The 20,506-nt window shown below is 39.8% G+C and carries 17 protein-coding genes; 12 read left to right on the top strand and 5 right to left on the bottom strand.

Annotated features, from left to right (window positions below):
• Window positions 1-147 precede the first annotated feature (147 nt).
• Together F994_RS12255 and parE are read left to right on the top strand one after the other, a co-directional pair.
• The gene (locus F994_RS12255) at window positions 148-723 is read left to right on the top strand and encodes a YqiA/YcfP family alpha/beta fold hydrolase (RefSeq protein ID WP_004650809.1); all 576 of its coding nucleotides are present in this window, start codon (window positions 148-150) and stop codon (window positions 721-723) included.
• A gap of 14 nt (window positions 724-737) precedes the next feature.
• The gene (gene parE / locus F994_RS12250) at window positions 738-2,618 is read left to right on the top strand and encodes a DNA topoisomerase IV subunit B (RefSeq protein ID WP_004650808.1); all 1,881 of its coding nucleotides are present in this window, start codon (window positions 738-740) and stop codon (window positions 2,616-2,618) included.
• A gap of 92 nt (window positions 2,619-2,710) precedes the next feature.
• Here the strand turns inward: parE and F994_RS12245 are convergent, their stop codons facing one another.
• Both F994_RS12245 and F994_RS12240 read right to left on the bottom strand, forming a co-directional pair.
• Complete coding sequence (locus tag F994_RS12245; RefSeq protein ID WP_004650806.1) at window positions 2,711-3,214, bottom strand: GNAT family N-acetyltransferase; 504 nt, start codon at window positions 3,212-3,214, stop codon at window positions 2,711-2,713.
• Between the two features lie 103 nt (window positions 3,215-3,317).
• Complete coding sequence (locus F994_RS12240; RefSeq protein ID WP_004650805.1) at window positions 3,318-4,046, bottom strand: outer membrane protein OmpK; 729 nt, start codon at window positions 4,044-4,046, stop codon at window positions 3,318-3,320.
• A 487-nt stretch (window positions 4,047-4,533) separates the two neighbouring features.
• Between F994_RS12240 and F994_RS12235 the strand changes: the two genes are divergently transcribed.
• The 5 genes from F994_RS12235 to F994_RS12215 all read left to right on the top strand — a co-directional run bounded on the left by F994_RS12235 (window position 4,534) and on the right by F994_RS12215 (window position 8,967).
• Window positions 4,534-4,914, top strand: coding sequence for an HPF/RaiA family ribosome-associated protein (locus F994_RS12235; RefSeq protein ID WP_004650804.1), 381 nt, complete (start codon window positions 4,534-4,536; stop codon window positions 4,912-4,914).
• A gap of 171 nt (window positions 4,915-5,085) precedes the next feature.
• Window positions 5,086-5,628: an ankyrin repeat domain-containing protein gene (locus F994_RS12230; protein ID WP_004650803.1), complete on the top strand. Its 543-nt coding sequence runs from the start codon at window positions 5,086-5,088 to the stop codon at window positions 5,626-5,628.
• A gap of 27 nt (window positions 5,629-5,655) precedes the next feature.
• Window positions 5,656-6,423 carry a transporter gene (locus F994_RS12225; RefSeq protein ID WP_004650802.1) on the top strand — a complete coding sequence of 256 codons (768 nt, stop codon included), beginning with the start codon at window positions 5,656-5,658 and terminating at the stop codon, window positions 6,421-6,423.
• Window positions 6,424-6,441: 18 nt separating this feature from the next.
• Window positions 6,442-8,283 (top strand): protein-disulfide reductase DsbD, encoded by a 1,842-nt coding sequence (gene dsbD, locus F994_RS12220; protein WP_004650801.1) that lies wholly within the window; start codon window positions 6,442-6,444, stop codon window positions 8,281-8,283.
• Window positions 8,284-8,286: 3 nt separating this feature from the next.
• Window positions 8,287-8,967 (top strand): glutathione S-transferase family protein, encoded by a 681-nt coding sequence (locus tag F994_RS12215; protein WP_004650800.1) that lies wholly within the window; start codon window positions 8,287-8,289, stop codon window positions 8,965-8,967.
• On the opposite strand, the gene F994_RS12210 is transcribed toward F994_RS12215, so the two are convergent.
• Window positions 8,964-10,160, bottom strand: coding sequence for a GGDEF domain-containing protein (locus F994_RS12210; RefSeq protein WP_004650799.1), 1,197 nt, complete (start codon window positions 10,158-10,160; stop codon window positions 8,964-8,966). The genes F994_RS12215 and F994_RS12210 overlap by 4 nt on opposite strands.
• Window positions 10,161-10,422: 262 nt before the next feature.
• On the opposite strand from F994_RS12210, the gene F994_RS12205 reads away from it, so the two are divergent.
• Both F994_RS12205 and F994_RS12195 read left to right on the top strand, forming a co-directional pair.
• Window positions 10,423-10,989, top strand: coding sequence for an FMN-dependent NADH-azoreductase (locus F994_RS12205; RefSeq protein ID WP_004650798.1), 567 nt, complete (start codon window positions 10,423-10,425; stop codon window positions 10,987-10,989).
• A gap of 735 nt (window positions 10,990-11,724) precedes the next feature.
• The gene (locus F994_RS12195; RefSeq protein WP_004650795.1) at window positions 11,725-12,162 is read left to right on the top strand and encodes a DUF2147 domain-containing protein; all 438 of its coding nucleotides are present in this window, start codon (window positions 11,725-11,727) and stop codon (window positions 12,160-12,162) included.
• Window positions 12,163-12,240: 78 nt separating this feature from the next.
• On the opposite strand, the gene F994_RS12190 is transcribed toward F994_RS12195, so the two are convergent.
• Window positions 12,241-12,588, bottom strand: a complete 348-nt coding sequence (locus tag F994_RS12190; protein ID WP_004650794.1) for a Spx/MgsR family RNA polymerase-binding regulatory protein — start codon at window positions 12,586-12,588, stop codon at window positions 12,241-12,243.
• Window positions 12,589-13,051: 463 nt separating this feature from the next.
• On the bottom strand, window positions 13,052-13,879 hold the full coding sequence (locus F994_RS12185) for an exodeoxyribonuclease III (RefSeq protein ID WP_004650793.1): 828 nt from the start codon (window positions 13,877-13,879) through the stop codon (window positions 13,052-13,054).
• 41 nt (window positions 13,880-13,920) lie between these two features.
• Here F994_RS12185 and pyrE point away from each other — a divergent pair, with 41 nt between their 5' ends.
• The 3 genes from pyrE (at window position 13,921) to F994_RS12170 (ending at window position 20,501) form a co-directional block, all read left to right on the top strand.
• A complete protein-coding gene (gene pyrE, locus F994_RS12180) occupies window positions 13,921-14,571 on the top strand; it encodes an orotate phosphoribosyltransferase (protein ID WP_004650792.1) in 651 nt (216 codons plus the stop codon).
• A gap of 556 nt (window positions 14,572-15,127) precedes the next feature.
• A complete protein-coding gene (locus F994_RS12175) occupies window positions 15,128-17,788 on the top strand; it encodes a COG1470 family protein (RefSeq protein WP_004650790.1) in 2,661 nt (886 codons plus the stop codon).
• A gap of 19 nt (window positions 17,789-17,807) precedes the next feature.
• Window positions 17,808-20,501 (top strand): hypothetical protein, encoded by a 2,694-nt coding sequence (locus tag F994_RS12170; protein ID WP_004650789.1) that lies wholly within the window; start codon window positions 17,808-17,810, stop codon window positions 20,499-20,501.
• Window positions 20,502-20,506: the final 5 nt, after the last annotated feature.

Genomic DNA, 20,506 nt, shown 5'->3' with positions numbered 1-20,506 from the left:
GAATAGCTTTTACAATAACGAGGATGTGCGTTAAGTTTTCACTTTTTTGTCTGACAATTGCTGTTATATACACATTAAAATAAAGTTGCGCTAGGCATCTTATTTTTTATAACTTAAATTAAACCGATTAATATGTCATAAAAAGCAATGAATATCATCTATTTGCATGGATTTCAAAGTAGTCCTTTATCAATCAAAGGGCAATACATTCAGGCATTTTGTCAAAATCAGCATCATGTTCATTTGCCTGATTTAAATATGCCACCAGAACAGGTGTTAGCATACGTTTCAGAGATGATTGCATGTTTAGATCAAGTGGTCTTAATTGGCAGTAGTCTTGGCGGTTTTTATGCGACACAATTGGTCGCAAAACATGCTGTGCCTGCTGTTTTAATTAATCCGGCTATGCGACCATGGCAATTATTTCATGATTTATTTGGCAGTGAGCTGCCCTATGTGGTGAATGCCCAATGGACTTTGGATCAGACACAACTTGATCAACTCGAACAGATGGCTGTGCCATTTGTGCAAGATGCAGACAAAATTTTAGTGTTACTGCAACAAGATGACGAAGTTTTAGATTATCGTGAAGCACAGCGTTATTATAGCAATGCTGCGCATCAGTCGATGATCATGACTGAAGCGAATGGCAATCATGCGATGGATAATTTCGCAGACAAAATACCGATGGCATTACAGTTTTTATCGGATTGTATAAAATAAGGAAACAGTACAACGTGTCTCAATATACGGCTCAATCACTTGAAGTTTTATCTGGTTTAGATCCGGTACGTCGTCGTCCCGGCATGTATACCGATACCACTCGTCCAAACCATTTGGCACAAGAAGTAATTGATAATGCAGTGGATGAGGCACTTGCAGGACATGCCAATAAAATTACCGTGACGGTGTATAAAGATGGTTCTTTGGCGGTAGAAGATAATGGTCGTGGCATGCCCGTCGATATCCATCCGGAATATGGCCAAAGTGGGATTGAAATTATCCTGACCAAGCTTCATGCCGGCGGGAAATTCAGCACCGATAACTACCAATTTTCTGGTGGTTTGCATGGAGTGGGAATTTCCGTGGTCAATGCACTGTCCAATCGAGTCGAAGTTGCTGTACAGCGGCATGGTAATCTTTACCAAATGGCCTTTGAGCATGGTGAACCTGTCTCACCACTTGAAGTGCTGGAAGGTAAAGCACCGAAACGCGCTTCAGGAACCACTGTTCATTTCTGGCCAGATGCCAAATATTTTGATTCACCCAAATTTTCCTTAAAAGCGCTAAAACATAATTTAAAAGCCAAAGCCGTGTTAGCCGCAGGCTTACAAATTATTTATTTCGATCAAATTAATCACGAAAAAATTGAATGGCAATTTGAAAATGGCCTAGTTGATTACTTGATGGATGAATTGCAGGATCGCGACATTATTCCATGTCCAGCTTTTGTCGCGACTGGAGAAGCAGAACGTGCCAGTGCTGAATTTGCCATTTGCTGGAATGCTGAAGGTGGCGAGCAAGTTCAAGAAAGCTATGTCAATTTAATTCCCACCGCCCAAGGGGGTACGCATGTCAATGGTTTGCGTTCAGGTGTGACCGATGCGATGCGTGAATTTTGTGAACTGCGTAATTTGCTACCGCGTAATTTAAAATTGTCTGCGGAAGATGTTTGGGACGGGGTAAATTATATTCTGTCATTAAAATTCCAAGAGCCGCAATTTTCGGGGCAAACCAAAGAACGTCTTTCCAGTCGTGAAGCATCGGGTATTGTATTGAATATTGCCAAAGATGCTTTTGCACTATGGTTGAATCAAAACTCTGATATTGCGATGCAGCTTGCTGAATTGATGATTGCGAAAGCGGGTCGTCGTTTAAAAGCCGCAAAAAAAGTAGAGCGTAAAAAGATCGTGGCAGGACCTACGTTACCGGGCAAATTATCCGATTGCGTTGGTCATACTTTGGAAGAATCTGAACTGTTTATTGTGGAAGGGGATTCTGCCGGTGGTTCAGCCAAACAAGCACGTGACAAAAACTTTCAGGCGATTATGCCGATTCGCGGTAAAATTTTAAATACATGGGAAGTCTCTTCCGATGAAGTTCTCGCCTCGCAGGAAGTACATAATATTGCGATTGCCATTGGTGTAGATCCGGGCAGTGATGATCTTTCAGAATTGCGCTACGGTAAAATTTGTATTCTTGCCGATGCTGACTCGGATGGTTTACATATTGCGACCTTATTGTGCGCCTTGTTTGTCAAACATTTTCCGACCTTGGTGGAAGCTGGGCATTTATATGTGGCCATGCCGCCTTTGTTCCGTATAGATGACGGCAAAGATGTGCATTACGCTTTAGATGAGGCTGAATTAGAAGTAACGCTGAAGAAAGCCAAGACCAAGTCGCCGCAAATCACCCGCTTTAAAGGTTTGGGTGAAATGAATGCCAGTCAGCTTCGTGAAACCACTTTAGATCCAGACACGCGTCGTCTGGTGCAGCTCGATTTAGACGATGCGCATTTTACTTCGGGTTTACTGGATAAGTTGTTGGCAAAAAAACGCGCAGCTGACCGTAAACATTGGTTGGAACAAAAAGGCAATTTAGCCGATTTGGTTGTTTAACTCTGTTTAGCCCCGAAAGGGGCTTTTTTATTTAAATCCTCAATTAAACAGGCAAGCAAACTTTCCAATACCGTGCAAATTTTTTTGTATTCTTAATCAAGGATGCGTTGCATCAAAACTAAATCACGCCATTGCCCAAATTTTTTCCCGACTTGTGGCATATAACCAGTTTGAATAAAGCCTAGCTTTTCATGCAACACTATCGAGGCTTTATTTTCATGATCAATCGCAGCCACCATGACATGGATATTATGCTGCTGAGCATGATCAATCAGTTTGAGCATTAAGGCTTTGCCTAAACCTTGACGGCTAAAGTCTGGATGAATAAAGACAGAATGTTCAACGGTCTGTTTAAAACCGTGAATTTGACGGAAAGCGGAATAATCAGCGTAACCAGCAATTTTTTTCGATGCACGATGTTCAGCGACAAAGAGTGGAAATTGTTGTGCCATCAAGCTGCTAAACCATGTTTCAAAATCAGCGCTAGACTTTGTCGTATTATTCCAATTCGCAGTTCCATCTAAAATTTCAGCATTATAAATAGCCAAAATCTGTTCTAGATCTGATATTTGAGCGGGACGAAGGAGAAAGTCCATGACATATGCCGAATCAATAAAGACTGTATTGTAGAAATAATCCTATTTTAGGGCAATAAAAAAGCAAGACCGAAGCCTTGCTTTTTGACATCAACAATACAGATTAGAAATGGTATTTAACCAATGCACTGACATTGTTTTCATCTTTGTCTTTTAGACCGAATTTGTTATTCCAAACTGAATGTTCGATACCAAGGTATAAACGCGTCTCTGGAGAAATGTGTTTACCTACATTCCATTTCCACTGTGTGGTCCAGTTAAGCTCGCTTGCATGATCATTTTTTTCAGCTGTAGACCAGTCAAGGAAACCATCTACAAGGAAATCTTCAGCGCCCAATTTAAATGGTACGCCATAAGTCAGCGTCATTTGATAGTCATCTTTAATTTTTTCGTTGTTAGCACGGTAGAAATTTACACTCGCATATTGGAAATATGGGATATCAAGATCGAAACCAACACCATAAAGGAAGTTGTCGAAGTTGTTGCCATCTTCACTATTACCTTCCCAAGTCGTAGACACTAACACGTCTTTTACTGGACCAAACGCAAGTTTTTGACCAGTCACTTCGCCCAAGCTTAAACGAGGTGATAATTCAAAATAAGTTGATTTATGATCATTATCACCGCGCATACGGTCAGCAAAGAAGAATACATCTGCATATTTAACTTTTGCTGCATATTCAACAGTTAAAGTCGTTTCTTTCTCATCTACAACTTCATAGTTTTCACCATAAAGCCCCGTTAGACTAAAATCTTGCCAGATTGGTGCAGCTTGAGTGAGTGCAGCAGTTGAAGCCAGTGCACATGTAGCAAAAATTTGTGTAAGTTTCATTAAAAAATATCTCCCCCGAGAAGCAAGCAAAGCATACAGATTCTTAAGCAAAAATAAAGCCAAAATTGATCAATGACCTAAAAATAATATCTTTTCTAAAACATTCGAGGGTGAAAATGGCAGTACAGCTTGAATACTTAAAAACACGTGCGGATAAAACCGATAAAACGAGGTACAGCAGCGTTTTAAGCGAAAAAAAATAATATGAGATTTATCAAATAACTTAAGCAATAAAGTTGAATCACATATTTGCTATAAGGAATTGCAAAAAATATCAAAATACTACTTGCATATGCTTCGCTTAGCCCCTTATATTCAAGGCATAAGGACACGATTCTGCAGACTCAAAAGTGTTCATCGTTCAATGTGGAGGAATTCGTTCCAAACTAAGTTGAAGATGCTCAGCGCTGTTTTTGACAGCAAAGTTAAACGTGCCAAGATAAGAAGTTTTGCACAAAAAAGATTCGAATAAAGAGGATGATATTATATGAACATTGAAATCCGTACTGATAAAAACATTCAAAATAGTGAACGTTTAATTACTTATGTTCGTGCAGAACTGAATGCAGAATTCCAGCGACACAGTGAACGTATTACCCATTTTTCCGTCCATTTAAGTGATGAAAATGGTCCCAAAGGTGGGGATGATGATATCAACTGTATGATTGAAGCACGCCCAGCAGGATTGAAACCTGTGGTTGTCAATCATCGCGGTCATAATATCGATACAGCGATTCATGGTGCGATCGATCGTTTAAAACGAAGTCTTGAACATCTCTTTGAAAAGAAAGAGAACCCACGTGGTGGAGCACTTGAATTTGCCGAAACCAGTGATGTGAATGGTACAGATGATCTCGATGATGACTAAGCCAAATTTTGCTTAAATTAGACAGAAAAAAAAGCTCTTCGGAGCTTTTTTTATGTGCCGATGTTATGCAAGCCAAATGAAGAATAAATATACTTGTTATACATTTACCCAAAACAAAGCAACTTTTATTCGGCATAATAGTTTAAAACTGATTTAAAGAGAACTTTCTCCATGTTAACAGCGCAACAACAAGTCTTTGTGCAAGCGATAGAAGAACTAGACCTTGCTCAAGTGCAAAGCCTTTTAGCAGACGGTCTGGATCCTAATTTTATTGATCTTGAAAAAGGTCCTGCTATTTCTGTTTGGTCAGATGGTTTGTTTCAATGGTGGGAACAAATTTGTGAAGCACATGAAGCGGGTACGCCGTTATCTGAGCAAGAAAAACAACAAAATTTGGCTCCGCATATTGAAATTTTAGATGCACTGATTCAAGCCAAAGTAAATCTACATTTATGGGATGCAGAAGAACTGTATGGTCCATTATGGGATGCTGCAAGTTCAGCGTGTGTTCCTGCGGTGCAACGCTTATTAGCAGAAAAGGTTGATCCAAATAGCAAAGATGAAGAAGGTCTTACTATTTTGTCTTCAATCAGTGATTTATTCTTTGATTGTGATTTTGATGAAATTAACTGGTCAGAAGCATTGGCTGAAGAAAAACAAACTTTAGAGTTGCTTCGTAGCCACGGGGCTAAAATGAGCAAAGAACTCATATAAAAGAACCAACATCAGAGTGAGATAAAAATGTCAGCAGTAAAAACAGCAGGTTTTATTTTTGGCGCAGCTTTCAGCATGAATGCGATGGCTGCCGATTTTTCCTTTGACCGCCCTGGCGCAGGTATGGGGACAGGCATTACGCCAGTCGGGAAGCTGGCATGGGAACAAGCTTTACCCAGCGCCAATTATAACGAAACGATGGTGAATGGTGAAAAGCAAAAAACCGTCACTTTAAATGGTGATATGTTATTTCGTACCGGTTTGGCCAAAGACCTAGAGTTACAATTGGGATGGCAAGGACCGGCATGGACCAAAGTGAAACGTGCAGGTCAGTCCGTTGAAGAAGATGGTTTGGGCGATGTCAGTATTGGCGTGAAAAAAGCCATTAATTTAGATGATGACAAACTCTCGATGGCTGTTGCAGCAGAAGCGATTTTAGCGACGGGCAATGATGGCTTTACGAATCATGATGATATTTATAGCGTCAGTTCTGTTGTTGCCTATGATTTTAGCGATTTAATTTCGACGTCTATTACCATGCGGTACGAAGTACAAAACAGTAATTGGGCTGTAACGGCCGTACCGACGATTGAATATAAAATTGCTGATAAATGGTCAGGTTTCTCTGAATTAGTTTATCGTAAAGTCGAAAGTGAGCCTTATCAATATGCATTGGGTTCAGGTGTTATTTATGCTTTGAATACACGTATGCAATTAGATGCAAGTGTTGGTGTGGACTTGAATGGTAAAGATAAAAGCTATCAATCAGGTTTGGGTGTATCCTTCTTATTTTAATTAAAAATATAAAACCATATGAAAAAGCATCTTCAAGATCTTGAGTTCTTGGGCAAGTCTGCAATCAGTGGATTGATTTGTAGTGTCATTTTCTTATTTTCAATGACTTTACAGGCGCAGGATCAATTACTTTCCGCAGAAGATGCTTTCTCTTTTACGGTTGAATCGAATCGTGAGCATGAAGCACAACTGAGTTGGCACATGCCCGAGCGTTATTATTTATATCAGCACAAATTTGAAGTCCAACAAGGCACACAAAAACTGGCTTTAAAGTTACCGCCCGCAACGGATTTGTATGATGAAAATTATGGACATACGCAAGTTTATTTTCAGAATGTGCAATTTAATATCGCAACCGAAGCATCAAAAACCTATCAGGTGACTTGGCAGGGCTGCGCCCAAGACCGTATTTGTTATCCACCACAAACCATTGAGTTTCAGACCGATGTTGATGGTTTAGTGCTGCTGCAAAATCAGGCCAAATCAAATCAACGTTTATTCGATCTGGCCCAAACAGCCAATAGCAATACAAGTGCTCAGCCGACTTTCACCGCTGAAAATCATCCTTCACGCAGTACTGCTCAACCTGTGGACATGGATACTGCTCAAGATCAAATGTGGTCAGAAGAATTGGCAGAAAGCTCTTTGGTTTATGGCTTATTGTTGTTTTTTGGCTTAGGCATATTATTGGCCTTTACGCCGTGTTCATTGCCGATGTTACCTATTTTGACCTCCCTTATTGTACGGGACAGTAAAGGCTTAAAAGCATGGATGATTGCTTTGGTCTTTGTCTGTAGCATGGCGATGGTGTATGCCATTTTGGGCTTAATTGCCTCTTCAGCTGGACTGAATTTTCAGCGCTGGTTACAACAGCCTTCAACGCTGATTGCCTTTAGTGCGCTATTTGTGCTATTTGCCTTAAATTTATTTGGTCTGTTTGAAATTAAATTACCACATGCTTTAGTGAACCGTTTAGATCGGGCGCACTCACTACAAAAAGGCGGCAGTTTAGTGGGGGCTGCGGTGATGGGGATGATTTCGGCGCTATTGGTCGGACCCTGTATGACTGCACCATTGGCAGGGGCATTATTATTTATTTCTCAGACGCAAAGTCAGTGGCAGGGTGCACTATTACTGTTCACACTGGGTTTTGGTATGGGCACGCCATTACTGTTAGCAAGTGTTTTGGGGGCAAAAGCGCTGCCTAAAGCAGGACTGTGGATGCACCAAATTAAGGTATTTTTTGCCTTTATTATGTTGGCTTTAGCGCTGTATTTTATTCGTCCTTTAATGTCTGAAGCATGGATGCAATGGCTCAGTCTGGCTTTGGGATTAAGCTTTATTGTTTATGTGCTTGCTCGCTTAATTACACAGAAAACCCAGTTTAGATGGTTGTATATTCTGGCTTTGCTGATGGTGATTCCTTATTTGGCATATAGTCAATATCAACAAAGTCAGCGCTTTTTTATTCAACCAAGCAGTACTCAAGCAACATGGCATATCGCGAAAACAGCCGCCGAATTTCAGGCCTTATTGACCAAGGCACCAGCCGATCAAGCCATCATTATTGATGTCTACGCAGATTGGTGTGTGGCCTGTCAGCCAATTGAACATCGTGTTTTAAAATCAGCCCAAGTTCAGCAGGCGATAGCACCTTATTTTTTAATTAAACTGGATTTGAGTGCCTATGATGCAACACATCAGGCTTTGCTGAATCAATGGGATATTTTAGGTCCGCCAACCTATTTATTTTTAGATCCGAAACAGCAGGAAATTCGTGGTTTGCGTTTAACGGGCGCATTTACCGAAGCTGAATTAATAAAACAAGTTAGTGTATTTCAAAAACATCTAGGACCATAAAAAATGTATCAGCTGTATATTGCCAATAAAAACTATTCCAGTTGGTCAATGCGTCCGTGGTTGGTGCTTCAAGCCTTTGACATCCCTTTTGAAGAAATCATGCTGTCCTTTCCATCAGAACGTGATACTGGCACGTTTAAGCAGCAGGTTTTAGCCATTAACCCGAATGGTAAAGTTCCTGCATTAATAGATGACGGGTTACTACTTTGGGACTCCTTGGCCATTTGTGAATATCTGGCAGAACAACATCCAGAGCAAAATTTATGGCCAAAAAATTTGCAGCAACGAGCGCGTGCCCGCTGTATCGCTGCGGAAATGCACAGTGGATTTCCACATTTGCGTAATGCCTGTGGGATGAATATTCGAGCCAATTTAAGCCAAGTGGGCAAGCGTTTATGGCAGGACAATGCAGAACTGCGTGAAGATGTTGCACGCATCGAGCAGATTTGGTCAGAACGGCCGGAAGCACAGGGTTTTTTATGTGGTGCATTTTCAATTGCAGATGCATTTTATGCACCTGTCGTGACACGTTTAATGAGCTATGCTTTACCTGTAAGTGATGCGACGCAGCAGTATATGCAAACCATGATGCAACATCCTGCCATGCAAGCTTGGGTGACTGCTGCATTACAAGAAGACGCTTGGGTGAATTATTTAGAGCTTTATCAACCACACGTGCTTTAGTATAGCTTGGCTTCGACCAAGCGTTCCCGATAGCATTTGACTTGATTGCGACCACAGGCTTTGGCTTCATACAGGGCTTTATCGGCTTGGCTTAATAATTTTTGTGGGTTGGTCTCTGTACTGGAAAATGCAACTCCAAAGCTTGCAGTCACCTTAATGAGGTCGCCCACATTGCTGAGTAAATGCAGGGCTTGAATTGCTTGGCGACAGCGCTCAGCAATATTTTCTGCTTGTGCTAAAGAAGACTGATGCAGAATCAGAATAAACTCCTCTCCACCAAAGCGACCAACCACATCGTTATCACGAATAATTTGTGAGAGCGCTGCACTGACTTGAATAAGAGTTTCATCTCCTTTGTTGTGACCATATTGATCATTAATTTGTTTAAAATGATCTAAATCAATCAAGACCAGTGCATAAGATTTTGTGGGCTTATGTTCTAATTTTTCTAAACAGGCTTTAATACTGCGTCGATTCAATGTATTGGTGAGTGGATCAATTTGACTTAAATGTTGAATCAGTTGTTCTCTATGCCGCCATTGGCTGAGTAAAATTTCAAATAAAATTAAACAAATAATTAGAATAGGTGCAATGAAATACAACATTGAACTGATCCAAAACTTATTTTGGTAAGGACTTGTGCTTAGATTAAATAAAGGCGCGTAACTGATTTGACCTTGTAAGCTTAAATAATTGGATAAGATTAAAAACAGGGTGACTGGGACCAAGGTGTAGTAAACAATTTTACGATTAAACAGCACCAAGCCCACGGTGACTAAACTGACGTAAGAGACCATTGTGGCGGGGCTAAGCACACCAATCATCGATCCATTACGACATAAAGAAAGAACCAAAATTCCAACGGATAAATAGGGCAACCATTGTTGTGCCCACTTTTTTTTATGCCAATAGGCACAAGGAAAAACCATTAGAATTAAAAGGCAGCAGAATAAAATATCGAGCTTAAGTTGGAGTTTGAGTAACGGTAAATGGACAAAATTCCATAAATTGGGAGAAAGAAGAATAAAACTTTTCCAAATAATCCAGATGATATGTACTAAACTGCCTAAAATCAGAATAAGAATACATTTATTGAGGACACTCCAATTCATGATCACTTCATCTTCGAGCAAATATTTCGCAATTTTTGCTTTCAATGAGGTCAGGGGATTGGGGGGCAAATTCTTCTTCATTTAATAGCGCCGACCTCTCAATCTTTAAATGCTAATTTAAAGATAATTTGATCTAATTTATTTTTTATAATTCACAACATAGCACGTTTTTTTATGAATGGTAATGGCTATATTTTATACTGATTAAAATCTAAAAATAGAGTTCATTTCCATCAAGTTTGTTCTAAAAATAAAACAGTGTGTTGTATATAAGCATATTATTCTATTTTTATAGATCGCTTAAACTGCTGTCATTGAATAAATACAGATCAAGGGTTTAAGCATGAAAGTTTTACATATCGATTCAAGTATTTTTGGTGATGCTTCTGTTTCACGTCAACTCAGTCAGGCCATTGTTACGCAATTAACTGCGAAACATAGCGATGCCAGCGTGGAATATTTAGATTTAGCGACGCAGATGATTCCCCATTTAACTGCTGAAATTTTGATGGGACAAGATGCTGAACAAGCGGCTTTAGGCGAAAAAATTATTCAGCAATATCTAGATGCGGACATTGTGGTGGTCGGTGCTGCCATGTACAACTTTGGACTTCCTTCAACGTTAAAAGCGTGGATTGATCGTATTAGCGTGGCGGGCAAGACCTTTCAATATACTGAAAATGGTCCTGTCGGTTTGGCTGGTGATAAAAAAGCGTATATCGCCAGTAGTCGTGGTGGTGTTTATGGTGCAAATAGCCCAGCAGATTTCCAAGAAGGTTTTTTGCAAACCGTCTTTAACTTCACGGGTGTTAAGGATGTGGAAATTATTCGTGCTGAAGGTGTCAATATGGGGCCAGAACTAAAAGAGCAAGCGATTGCAACGGCTTTAGCTCAAGTACAGGCCCTGTAAGTTTGAACTCAAGTGTTCCTCTTTAGTCAGCTTCGGCTGACTTTTTTTATAAGTTTGATTGTATTTATTGAAATTTAATTGAGTTGTAGCACATATTTGGCAACATCAGCCCAAGTCAAACTTGCACCATAAGAAGCAGCAAATCAAATATATTTTTGGCTTAAATACCTTGATTGAACAAGGTTTGATAGATGTTAAAAATAATAGCCAGCGCTTTAAGCGAAGGAAGCTCAGGTGGTTGAGGTGATAAGGGATGTTTGACGTGAATCACTTGCCTTGGTGTACATGCAGTGACATAGAATCAAAATACCCGATGGGTGCTCGGTGCAGCGAAAAAGCAGGCTCCACCATGCCGATGAAAAAGTGAATGGCAATGATTTACTTAGTGATTTTATTTTTTTAGCTGCTCAGTCTCGTGGTCAAATTTGGACCTGTTTATTGCTTGAAAACACACGACATATTTGCTCTAATGTAAAACGTAGCGCGTCGGGAATGCAGTTCAATTGGCTTGGTTTACGGACGGTGATTTTTAAAATACTTTCTGTAATGAGTTGTTTCCATAACGAACTGATCTTTATTTTTTCCATCTCATTTTTCCATGATGAGATGTTGCTGTATTTACCAATATAAGTTACAAAGTTACACTAAACTAAATAGTCACATTCAAAAATTGCAAAAATGGTGTGACTTTTTAACAATAAACAAGTCTAAACCAGACTAGGGAAATGAACAAAAATGAAAAAAATTGCACTTGCATTAGGATTGCTTGGATTCACAGTTTTAGCGAACGCTGCTGATCCATTAAATGGTACTGTGTGGAAGACAATTGATGACAAAACCAAACAACCCAAAGCTATTGTAAAATTTACTGAGCAAAAAAATGGCTCACTTTCTGCAAGCATTCAAAATGTTTTGACAGTAGGTGAAGAAAACGCATGTAAAAAATGTGAAGGTCCATACCATAATAAATCTTTAAAAGGTTTAAGAATTGTTCAAGGTCTTCAAAATGCGGGTGGTAACAGCTATGAAAATGGCACAATCCTTGATCCACAATCTGGTAAAACCTACAAATTAAAAGGTCAAATCGTGGAAGGTGGTAAAAAATTAGAATTACGTGGCTTTATTGGTGTTTCTGTTTTGGGTCGTAACCAAGTTTGGATTCGTGCAAACTAATTCAAAATAATCATAAAGTAATAAAAAAACCTAGCTGATATTCAGTTAGGTTTTTTTATTGCACAGAACTGATGCTAATTACTTTAAAGCGTTATAGGCTGCTTCATCATAACCGACAATATAGCCTTGTTCAGTTTCAAGTACAGGTCGTTTGATCAAACTGCTATGCGTTGTTAAGGCATGAATTAAATTTGTTTCATTCAAAAGTGCAGCTTGTTGCTCTGCTTCGCTTAATTTGCGCCATGTGGTGCCTTTTTTATTCAGAATTACATTTTGCCCAACGTCATTGAGCCATTTTTTGATTGTTTCAGCATCAATGCTTTGTTTTTTATAATCATGAAACTCATATGCCAAACCGAGTTGATTTAATCGGTCGAAGGCTTTTTTCATTGAACTACAATTTTTGATACCATAAATTTTAAGCATAAGCGGATCATTCCATTTTCTATTCCGAGATAGCGTAACGAAAATCTTAGAGAAGCTCTAGAGAAAATAAGCCGGATTAAATATTTAAAGATCGCGAATCATGTCATGAAATTGACATTTAGATTTGCCAATATAGCGCTATAGATCAGAAGAACATGATGATTAAAACAATACTATCTATGATTAAAAGAATAGAGATATAAAAAGAGAAAACCCGCATTTAATCATCCTGATCATGCGGGTCTCAATATAACGTCCATTGTCACATCCTTGCAAAATAAACAACCTAAGTGGTTTATTTTGTTTTCATCCTACGGCGTCCCATCCTTTTGCTGTCATCCTGACATGTCCCTGTGCCGTGAAGCTATAATGCACTGAAAGCGGCTGTATAAAAATATACAAACGCGTCAAGTGTTGTAGGATTTTGGATGGTATTGGGTGAACGAGTGTTCACCCAAATAAACTATATTGACTCGATTTTATAATCAATAATCACTGGGGCATGGTCGCTAAACCAAGTCTCTTTATACACCCAAGCATTGATGGTGCGTGCTTTCCAGTCGGGTGAGCAGGCTTGGTAATCAATCCGCCAACCAACATTATTGGCACGGGCTTGTCCGCGATTTGACCACCATGAATAGATTTCAGCTTCTTTACGCACTTCACGGAAGGTATCGACATAACCTAAATCATCATAAATATGATCTAGCCATGCACGTTCATGTGGTAAACAGCCAGAAGATTTTTGGTTACCCGACCAGTTTTTAATATCGATGCGTTTATGTACGATATTGTAGTCACCACAGACGATGATGGATTTATCTTCATCCCGCCATTGTTTTAAGATATCTTGATATTGATCTAAAAAGTGGTCTTTACGTGCTTGTGCTTCTTCACCTGATGAACCTGAAGGTAAATAAAGTGAACAAATATGCACTGGCTTGTCTAAACCTAAATCGAATTCCGCAGCAATAAAGCGTCCTTGAGAATCGGCCAGTTCAAAACCTAAACCTTGCGTTACAGAAACAAAAGGTAGGCGACTATAAATCGCAGTCCCTGCATAACCTGCTCGTTCCGCAGGGAAGAGGTGGGCATACCAACCTTCAGGTTTAAATTTATCCGTCCATTGAGCATGGGTGATCCGGCTTTCCTGCATACAAATCACGTCTGCATCAGATTGTTCCATCCACTCCAGTAAGCCTTTGGTGACAGATGCACGCAAGCCATTGACGTTAATTGAAACGACTCGTAGAATTTTTTGATCACTTGGATAGCTACTCTTTGGTATCATGCGCAGTCATAACCTCTATATTATGAATTTCGGAGCACCTCATGACCTCGCAAGCGACTTTTAACCCTCAAGCTTTTATCGAACTTGCACTCTCACGCGGTGTGCTTAAATTTGGTGAGTTTACTTTAAAATCAGGTCGTGTGAGTCCTTATTTTTTTAATGCAGGTTTGCTCAATGATGGTGAAGCATTAACACTGTTGGCTTCCGGCTATGCGGATCAATTAATCGCTTGTGATAATGTTGAAGTGATTTTTGGACCGGCATATAAAGGGATTCCATTTGTTGCAGCAACGGCGGTGGCTTTATCGCAAAATCATGGTGTCAGTGTACCTTGGGGCTTTAACCGCAAAGAAGCCAAAGATCACGGTGAAGGTGGTGTTTTGGTCGGTGCTGCTGTTGCAGGTAAAAAAGTTTGGATCATTGATGATGTAATCACGGCAGGCACTGCGATTCGTGAAGTGGTGACGATTCTTAAAAATGCCGGTGCGCAAATTGCAGGGGTTTTGGTGGCTTTAGATCGTCAAGAAAAAGGTCAAGGTAAACTTTCTGCGATTCAAGAAGTACAAAAAGAGTTAGAAATACCTGTTCATGCCTTAATTAGCATGAAAGATTTAATGGACTTCTTAGCTGCGAAAGGTGAGAAAGAGGCTTTAGCGAAAATGGAAGATTACCGTGTCAAATATGGTATCTAATTGCAGCCTTGCTAGGATTTAAAAAGAAGGAGCCTAAGCTCCTTCTTTTTTTATATATTTCAGCATAGAAAAAAGAATAAAAATGATACCTCACCACCAGCATGACACTGTAATTTTGATTGCTGATTAAGCTGATGATTGCACGGGGAGAGTGGCAAGGGTCTTGCATTAAAATTGTCTTCAAAGACATGCGGCTTGATTTTTATCGGGATTGAATAAAAACCAAATTTTAGCCACCTAGCACTTTATTTTTACTTTTCACTTTATTAGTCGGTGTTTATTTTATGCTCACCATGGTGATTGTGTGGTCGTAAAACGAGGATGAACTTGAAGTATTTTGGGACGTATATACGATTAAATTGCCTAAAATATGATGGATAAAATAGCGCTAGGGGCAAATTTATTTAAAATAATGACCAAGATATAGAATTATTTTCTGCGTGATAATTTAACGAAAATGTTTCATTGTGTGTTTAAGTTCATATTTTTGTAGTATTATGTGTTAGGAATTGTAAATAAACTTTGTCTTTATAATAAATTTTGCAGGTTCATACACATGATAAGCCAATTCAAGAAAAGTGCTGTTTTAAAAACGTCATGGATCACTTTACTTGGCTTATTTATTGGATTTCAAAGTACAGTGGTTTTTGCTCAGCCTAAAGCCGGAAGCAGTATTACCAATATTGCCAGCGGTGATTTTTATGATGAGCAGGGCAATCTGCAAGTAATTAATTCCAACGCTGTTGTTCTGACTGTTCAGGCTATTTATGCGCTCAATTTACAAAGCAATCAACAAAACATTGGCACCATTGGAAGTAAAGTTAATTTTCCACATGTGTTAACAAATACCGGTAATATTGTTGACGATTATAAATTGAGTCTTAGTCAGCTCAGCAATGATCAATTCAATTTAGACAATGTGGCTGTTTATATCGATCGGGATCAAAATGGTGAGCCTGATGATAACAATAACTTACTAAATACAACTACGAGCTTTCGATTAGAGGCGGGTGAATTTGCTTCATTGGTGGTGGTTGGAAGCATTCCCACCAATGTTTCCGCAAATAATGTTGCAAATTTTACTTTAACTGCCACAAGTCAGCATGATAATGCGGTCGTCATGATGGTGAGTGATACCGCAAAAGTTGTTGATGATGCCGTGGTTCAGGTCACTAAAGCGCAAAGTGTGAGTACAGGGAAAACTGGCACAGAAATTACTTACACTTTTAGCTATATAAATACGGGTACAGCAGCAGCCCGATTAGTTTTACGCGATACTTTAGCGACAGATCTCAGCTATAAATCTGGCAGTGGTAGTTGGGGTAATGGTTCTGGTTCACTGACGGATGCTGATGATGTTGAAACGGGTGCAAATGCTGCAATTAAATATAAAGTAAGTAACGGCCAAGTTGATATCGAATTAGCGAGTATTGCTGCTTTAAGTAAGGGGACGGTCAGCTTTAAAGTGACGGTGAATCCGAATGCAGTAGAAAAAGTTCCAAATACTGCGGATTATCAACAATATAATGCATCAAATACGGTTTTAAAAAGTACAACAACCAATACCGTGATTTTTAATGTGCAGCAAACATTAGGCGTCGTATTAAACTATAGCTCTGCTAATGCCAATGATGATGGTGAGCCAAATAGCGGTGCGAATAATTTACAAACTCAAAATAATACCTTTGCCGGAACGGCCAAAGAAATTCAATTTGATCATTATGTCTGGAATACTGGGCAAGCAACAGATACGTATAATTTAAGTTTAATTAAAAGTAATGTTCCAAGTTGTGCTGTAGTTCGTTTGTATCATGCGGATGGTCGCACGCTGCTCACAGATAGCAATGGTGATGGGGTTGTTGATACGGGTGGTTTAGCTGCGGGCCTATCCAAAGCCATTAAACTGGGAATTTATTTCCCTGCGAATTGTACTTCAACAGCAAGCATGGATTTTGATATTACAGCGGCATCAATCACTGATACGGCAGTGAGAAATAGCACACGTGACCGATTAATCAATACGCTGAATATCGGTGACAGCGATTTATATAACAGTAATAATTCGGGTTTAGGTATTGGAAATGTTGCGGATTCAGGTGGGCAAGCCTTACTGATCAAAAATGCCGCAAAAGGTGCAAATGCAGTATTCCCACTGGTGATTAAAAATAATAGTACGGTAGCGAATAATTATAATTTATATGCTTCAAGTGCGAGCATTGATATTAATAGCATGAGTACCACTTTGCCAGCAGACTGGAAAGTGAAGTTTTACAATGGAGATGCCTCTTGCCAAGCCTTGCAAGGTGAAATCAGCAATACTGGAACTTTGGCTGCTGGGGCGGTTAAACAATATTGCGCTGTGGTCAGTGTTCCTGCCAATACAACTTTATCGAATTTTCCAATTTGGTTTGCGATGAAATCGCCGATGAATGCGCAAGGGGACAGCATCAAAGACCAAGTTGATGTTGCGTATAGACAGCTAACCTTAGCCAATGATCAGCAAGGCCGAATTAATATCGGCGGTACTGTGGTTTATTTACATAGCTTAAAAAATGTAGGTTCATTTGTTGAAGGTGATGCCAGTGGCAAAGTGAGCTTAAATGTTGTGCCGCAGAATCCAAATGATGGCTTTAGCTATACGCTATATTACGATGCAAATAATAATGGCGTGCTGGATGCTACAGACCCAATCGCCACGGATTTGTTTATTTCCAGCGGTTTAGCACCTCAAAATTCAATTCAGCTGCTGCTAAAAGTTCAGGCGCCAACCACAGCAACCAATGGTATAGCGAGTGCTGCCAATATTGTTATTTCAGCGACTAATACCATTCAAGGCGTGACGTTGGTATCCGTCCAAAATACCGATTTAACCACGGTCGACCCGACACAACTTCGTTTAACCAAAGAACAAACCAAAGATGAAACTTGTGTGTTGATGAATGTTGCTACAGCCACATACAGCAGTACGCCATTAATGATTAAACCGAAGCAATGTGTGACCTATCGCTTAACCATTAAAAATGATGGTTCAACACCCGCCGCTAATGTTGTGATTAATGATGTCGTGCCCGCTTATAGTATTTTGCGCAGCAGTTTAGCGCCATCGGTGAGCAAAGGTGCTGTAGTGGTGAGTGGGAATCAAATCTCAGGAAATATTGGAGCACTTGCACCACAAGAGCAGGCAGCACTGTACTTTTCTATTCAAGTAACACCTTAAGTTGGGTGGATAATAGAAGATGAATATCATGAATACATTCGATAATTTCCGTACCAAAATTATTTCTTTGGCTGTTTTAGTCAGTACTGTGCTGCTGATGCAACCGTCCAGTTTTGCGGCTGTTTCGACTCGGCAAATTATCAGTAATATGGCGATTGGTGAATATACTGAAGAAGGCTCTACGGTTGTTCAGGTCAGCCGCTCGAATTTAGTTCAAACCACGATTCTGCCAGTTTATTCAGTCAATTTAACCGCAAACAATGCAAAAACTGTGGTTGCAGGGCAAACGGTCTATTTTAGTCATACCTTAACCAATACTGGCAATGAAACAGATCAATATACCTTTACTGTCAGCAATAATACTGGCGATAGTTATGATTTGAGTAATTTATCGGTATTTTTAGATAAAAATAATGATGCCGTGCCAGATGGTGCGGCAATGACCTCTTATGCTTTAAGTGAGGGTGAGTCTGTTGGTATTATTGTGGCGGCGGATGTGCCGAGTGGCGCGACTGTCAGTCAGAATGGTTTATTAACATTAAATATCACATCTTTAAATAATGCTTCAGGCAATAAAACCAATATCGATACAGCCACGGTTACCAACCAGTCGGCTTTGACTGTGCGTAAGAAATTTTCTCAAACCTCGGTCGCAAATGGCGATGTCATTACCGTTCGTTTGGATTATCAAAACTTAAGTAGTGTTGCTACAGGCGTAGTAACGTTAACGGATACGCTTGATTCTAGTCTGGTATATCAATCAAATAGTGGTGAAAACTGGAATGGCGCAGGGGTTAATCCAAATACGGGAAGCAATGATCCAGCAGGGATAAATTATAGTGTCACATCCAATGTGGTGAGTGCGGTATTGAGCAGCATTGCTGCAAACAGTGTTGGCTATATCGAATTTAAAGTTAAAATAAATAAAGTGTTGGCTGGCGCAGTTAACAATACAGTTAGTTTTCAATACGACCATGATAATAATAGCTCAACAGCAACTATTTCTGATTTAAGTAATACCGCAGTGCTTAGTGTTGCGCCAATTTATGCGGTCAAAATTAATGGCAGCACAAGCGATGTAAACAACAGTACTGCAATTACGGCTGCATCAGTCATGCAAGGTGGCGAGCTGGTTTTTAATAACTATGTTTGGAACACAGGAAACAGTGTCGATCGATTCAATTTAACTTTGACTGGGAGTACATTTCCTACGGGTAGCCAAATTGAATTTTATCGTGCGGATGGCGTAACGCCATTATTAGACAGTAATGGTGATGGTATTCCTGACACGGGTTTATTGTCACCTAGTGCTAGTGTCAATTTCCCGATTATTGTCAAAGTTCGTTTACCGAGCAGCTATGCAGTGACAAGTAATACTCTATTTGAAGTCTCTCCTCAGGCTCAGTCTTTAGGCGATACAACTAAAATAAGTTTGATTAAAGACCAAGGTAGTTTACTGGCAACGACCGCCGCTCGATTGGTCGATTTAACCAATAGTCCTGAAAATAATGCTTTGGGTAATGGAAATATTGATAATGCGGGCGTTGCTTGGAAAACTGTAACGACATCAACCAGTATTAACCCAGTTGCTGGTGGTCAAGCCATTTTTCCATTGAAAGTAACCCATACCGGTGTGGGAACAGAATATTTACTCAGCGCAAATGCAAGCAGCGATTTTAGTAGTCTAACTTTACCCAGTGGCGTGAATCGAGTTCGTTTTCATGTCGCACAAAATGGTACAAATTGTACTGTTTTGGGGGCTGAAATTGGTAAAACCAGTTACCTGAATGATGGCGAAAGTCAGCTTGTGTGTGCCGTTGTTGAAATAGATAAAATAAATAACAGTGTGACCATACCCATTTATTTCCGTGTTCTTTCAGCCAGTTTTGTCAGTGGAAATAACAGTAGCAATCCAAGCCAAGATACAATTAAAAATGCGATTACCATTCAAAGTGTAAATGCAGTTGCACAAGTGGAATTTATGCCGAACTCCCGCGGTCAAGTGGCTCCGCTCGGGACTGTCGTTTACAGTCATACATTAATTAATAATACGGATACTGATTTTAGCGGCAACTATAGTTTTCTGATTAGTGATGATCAACAAGCCTTTAATAGCACACTTTTCTATGACGCCAATGCTAATGGAATCGTGGATGGAAGTGACTTGATCATTAAAAACTTAGCAGATTTGCCCAATGGCAAGCTGGTTGCATATCAGCAGGTAAAATTGCTATTGCAAGTTCAGAATCTGGCTGCGAATAACGTCACTCAAGCGAACAGCACCGTAGTGAATTTGACAAATTCCAGTAACAGTCAAGTTTTAGCTTCCATTGTTGATGTGACCACAGTGGCTCAGGCACAGCTTAAGCTGAATAAATTACAAGCACGAGATTTTGATTGTAATGGTACAGCGGACGAAGCCTACAGTGCGAATACTTTGAATATTGGTCAGCAAGCGAATGGTCAGGGTCAGTGCGTATTGTATAAAGTGATTTTGACCAACACCAGTGCAGCGGATTTAAATCGTGTTTTTACTTTTAGAGATATGACACCTACTTATACGGTTCTATCGCAATCTCCAGTGTGTACATCTTGCAGTAGTGTCACCAGTCCTACAATGGGTCAGGTGGGGGCATTAACTGGAACGTTAAATAGTGTGATGGCAAATCAAAGCTACGAATTTAATTTTGGGGTGCGCTATGTGGGTCAGTAATTCAA

This window comes from Acinetobacter bohemicus ANC 3994 (genome assembly GCF_000367925.1).
Classification (GTDB): Bacteria; Pseudomonadota; Gammaproteobacteria; order Pseudomonadales; family Moraxellaceae; genus Acinetobacter; species Acinetobacter bohemicus.
Note: the sequence above shows the minus strand (reverse complement) of the source record. Positions and strands in the feature narration are given on the sequence as shown.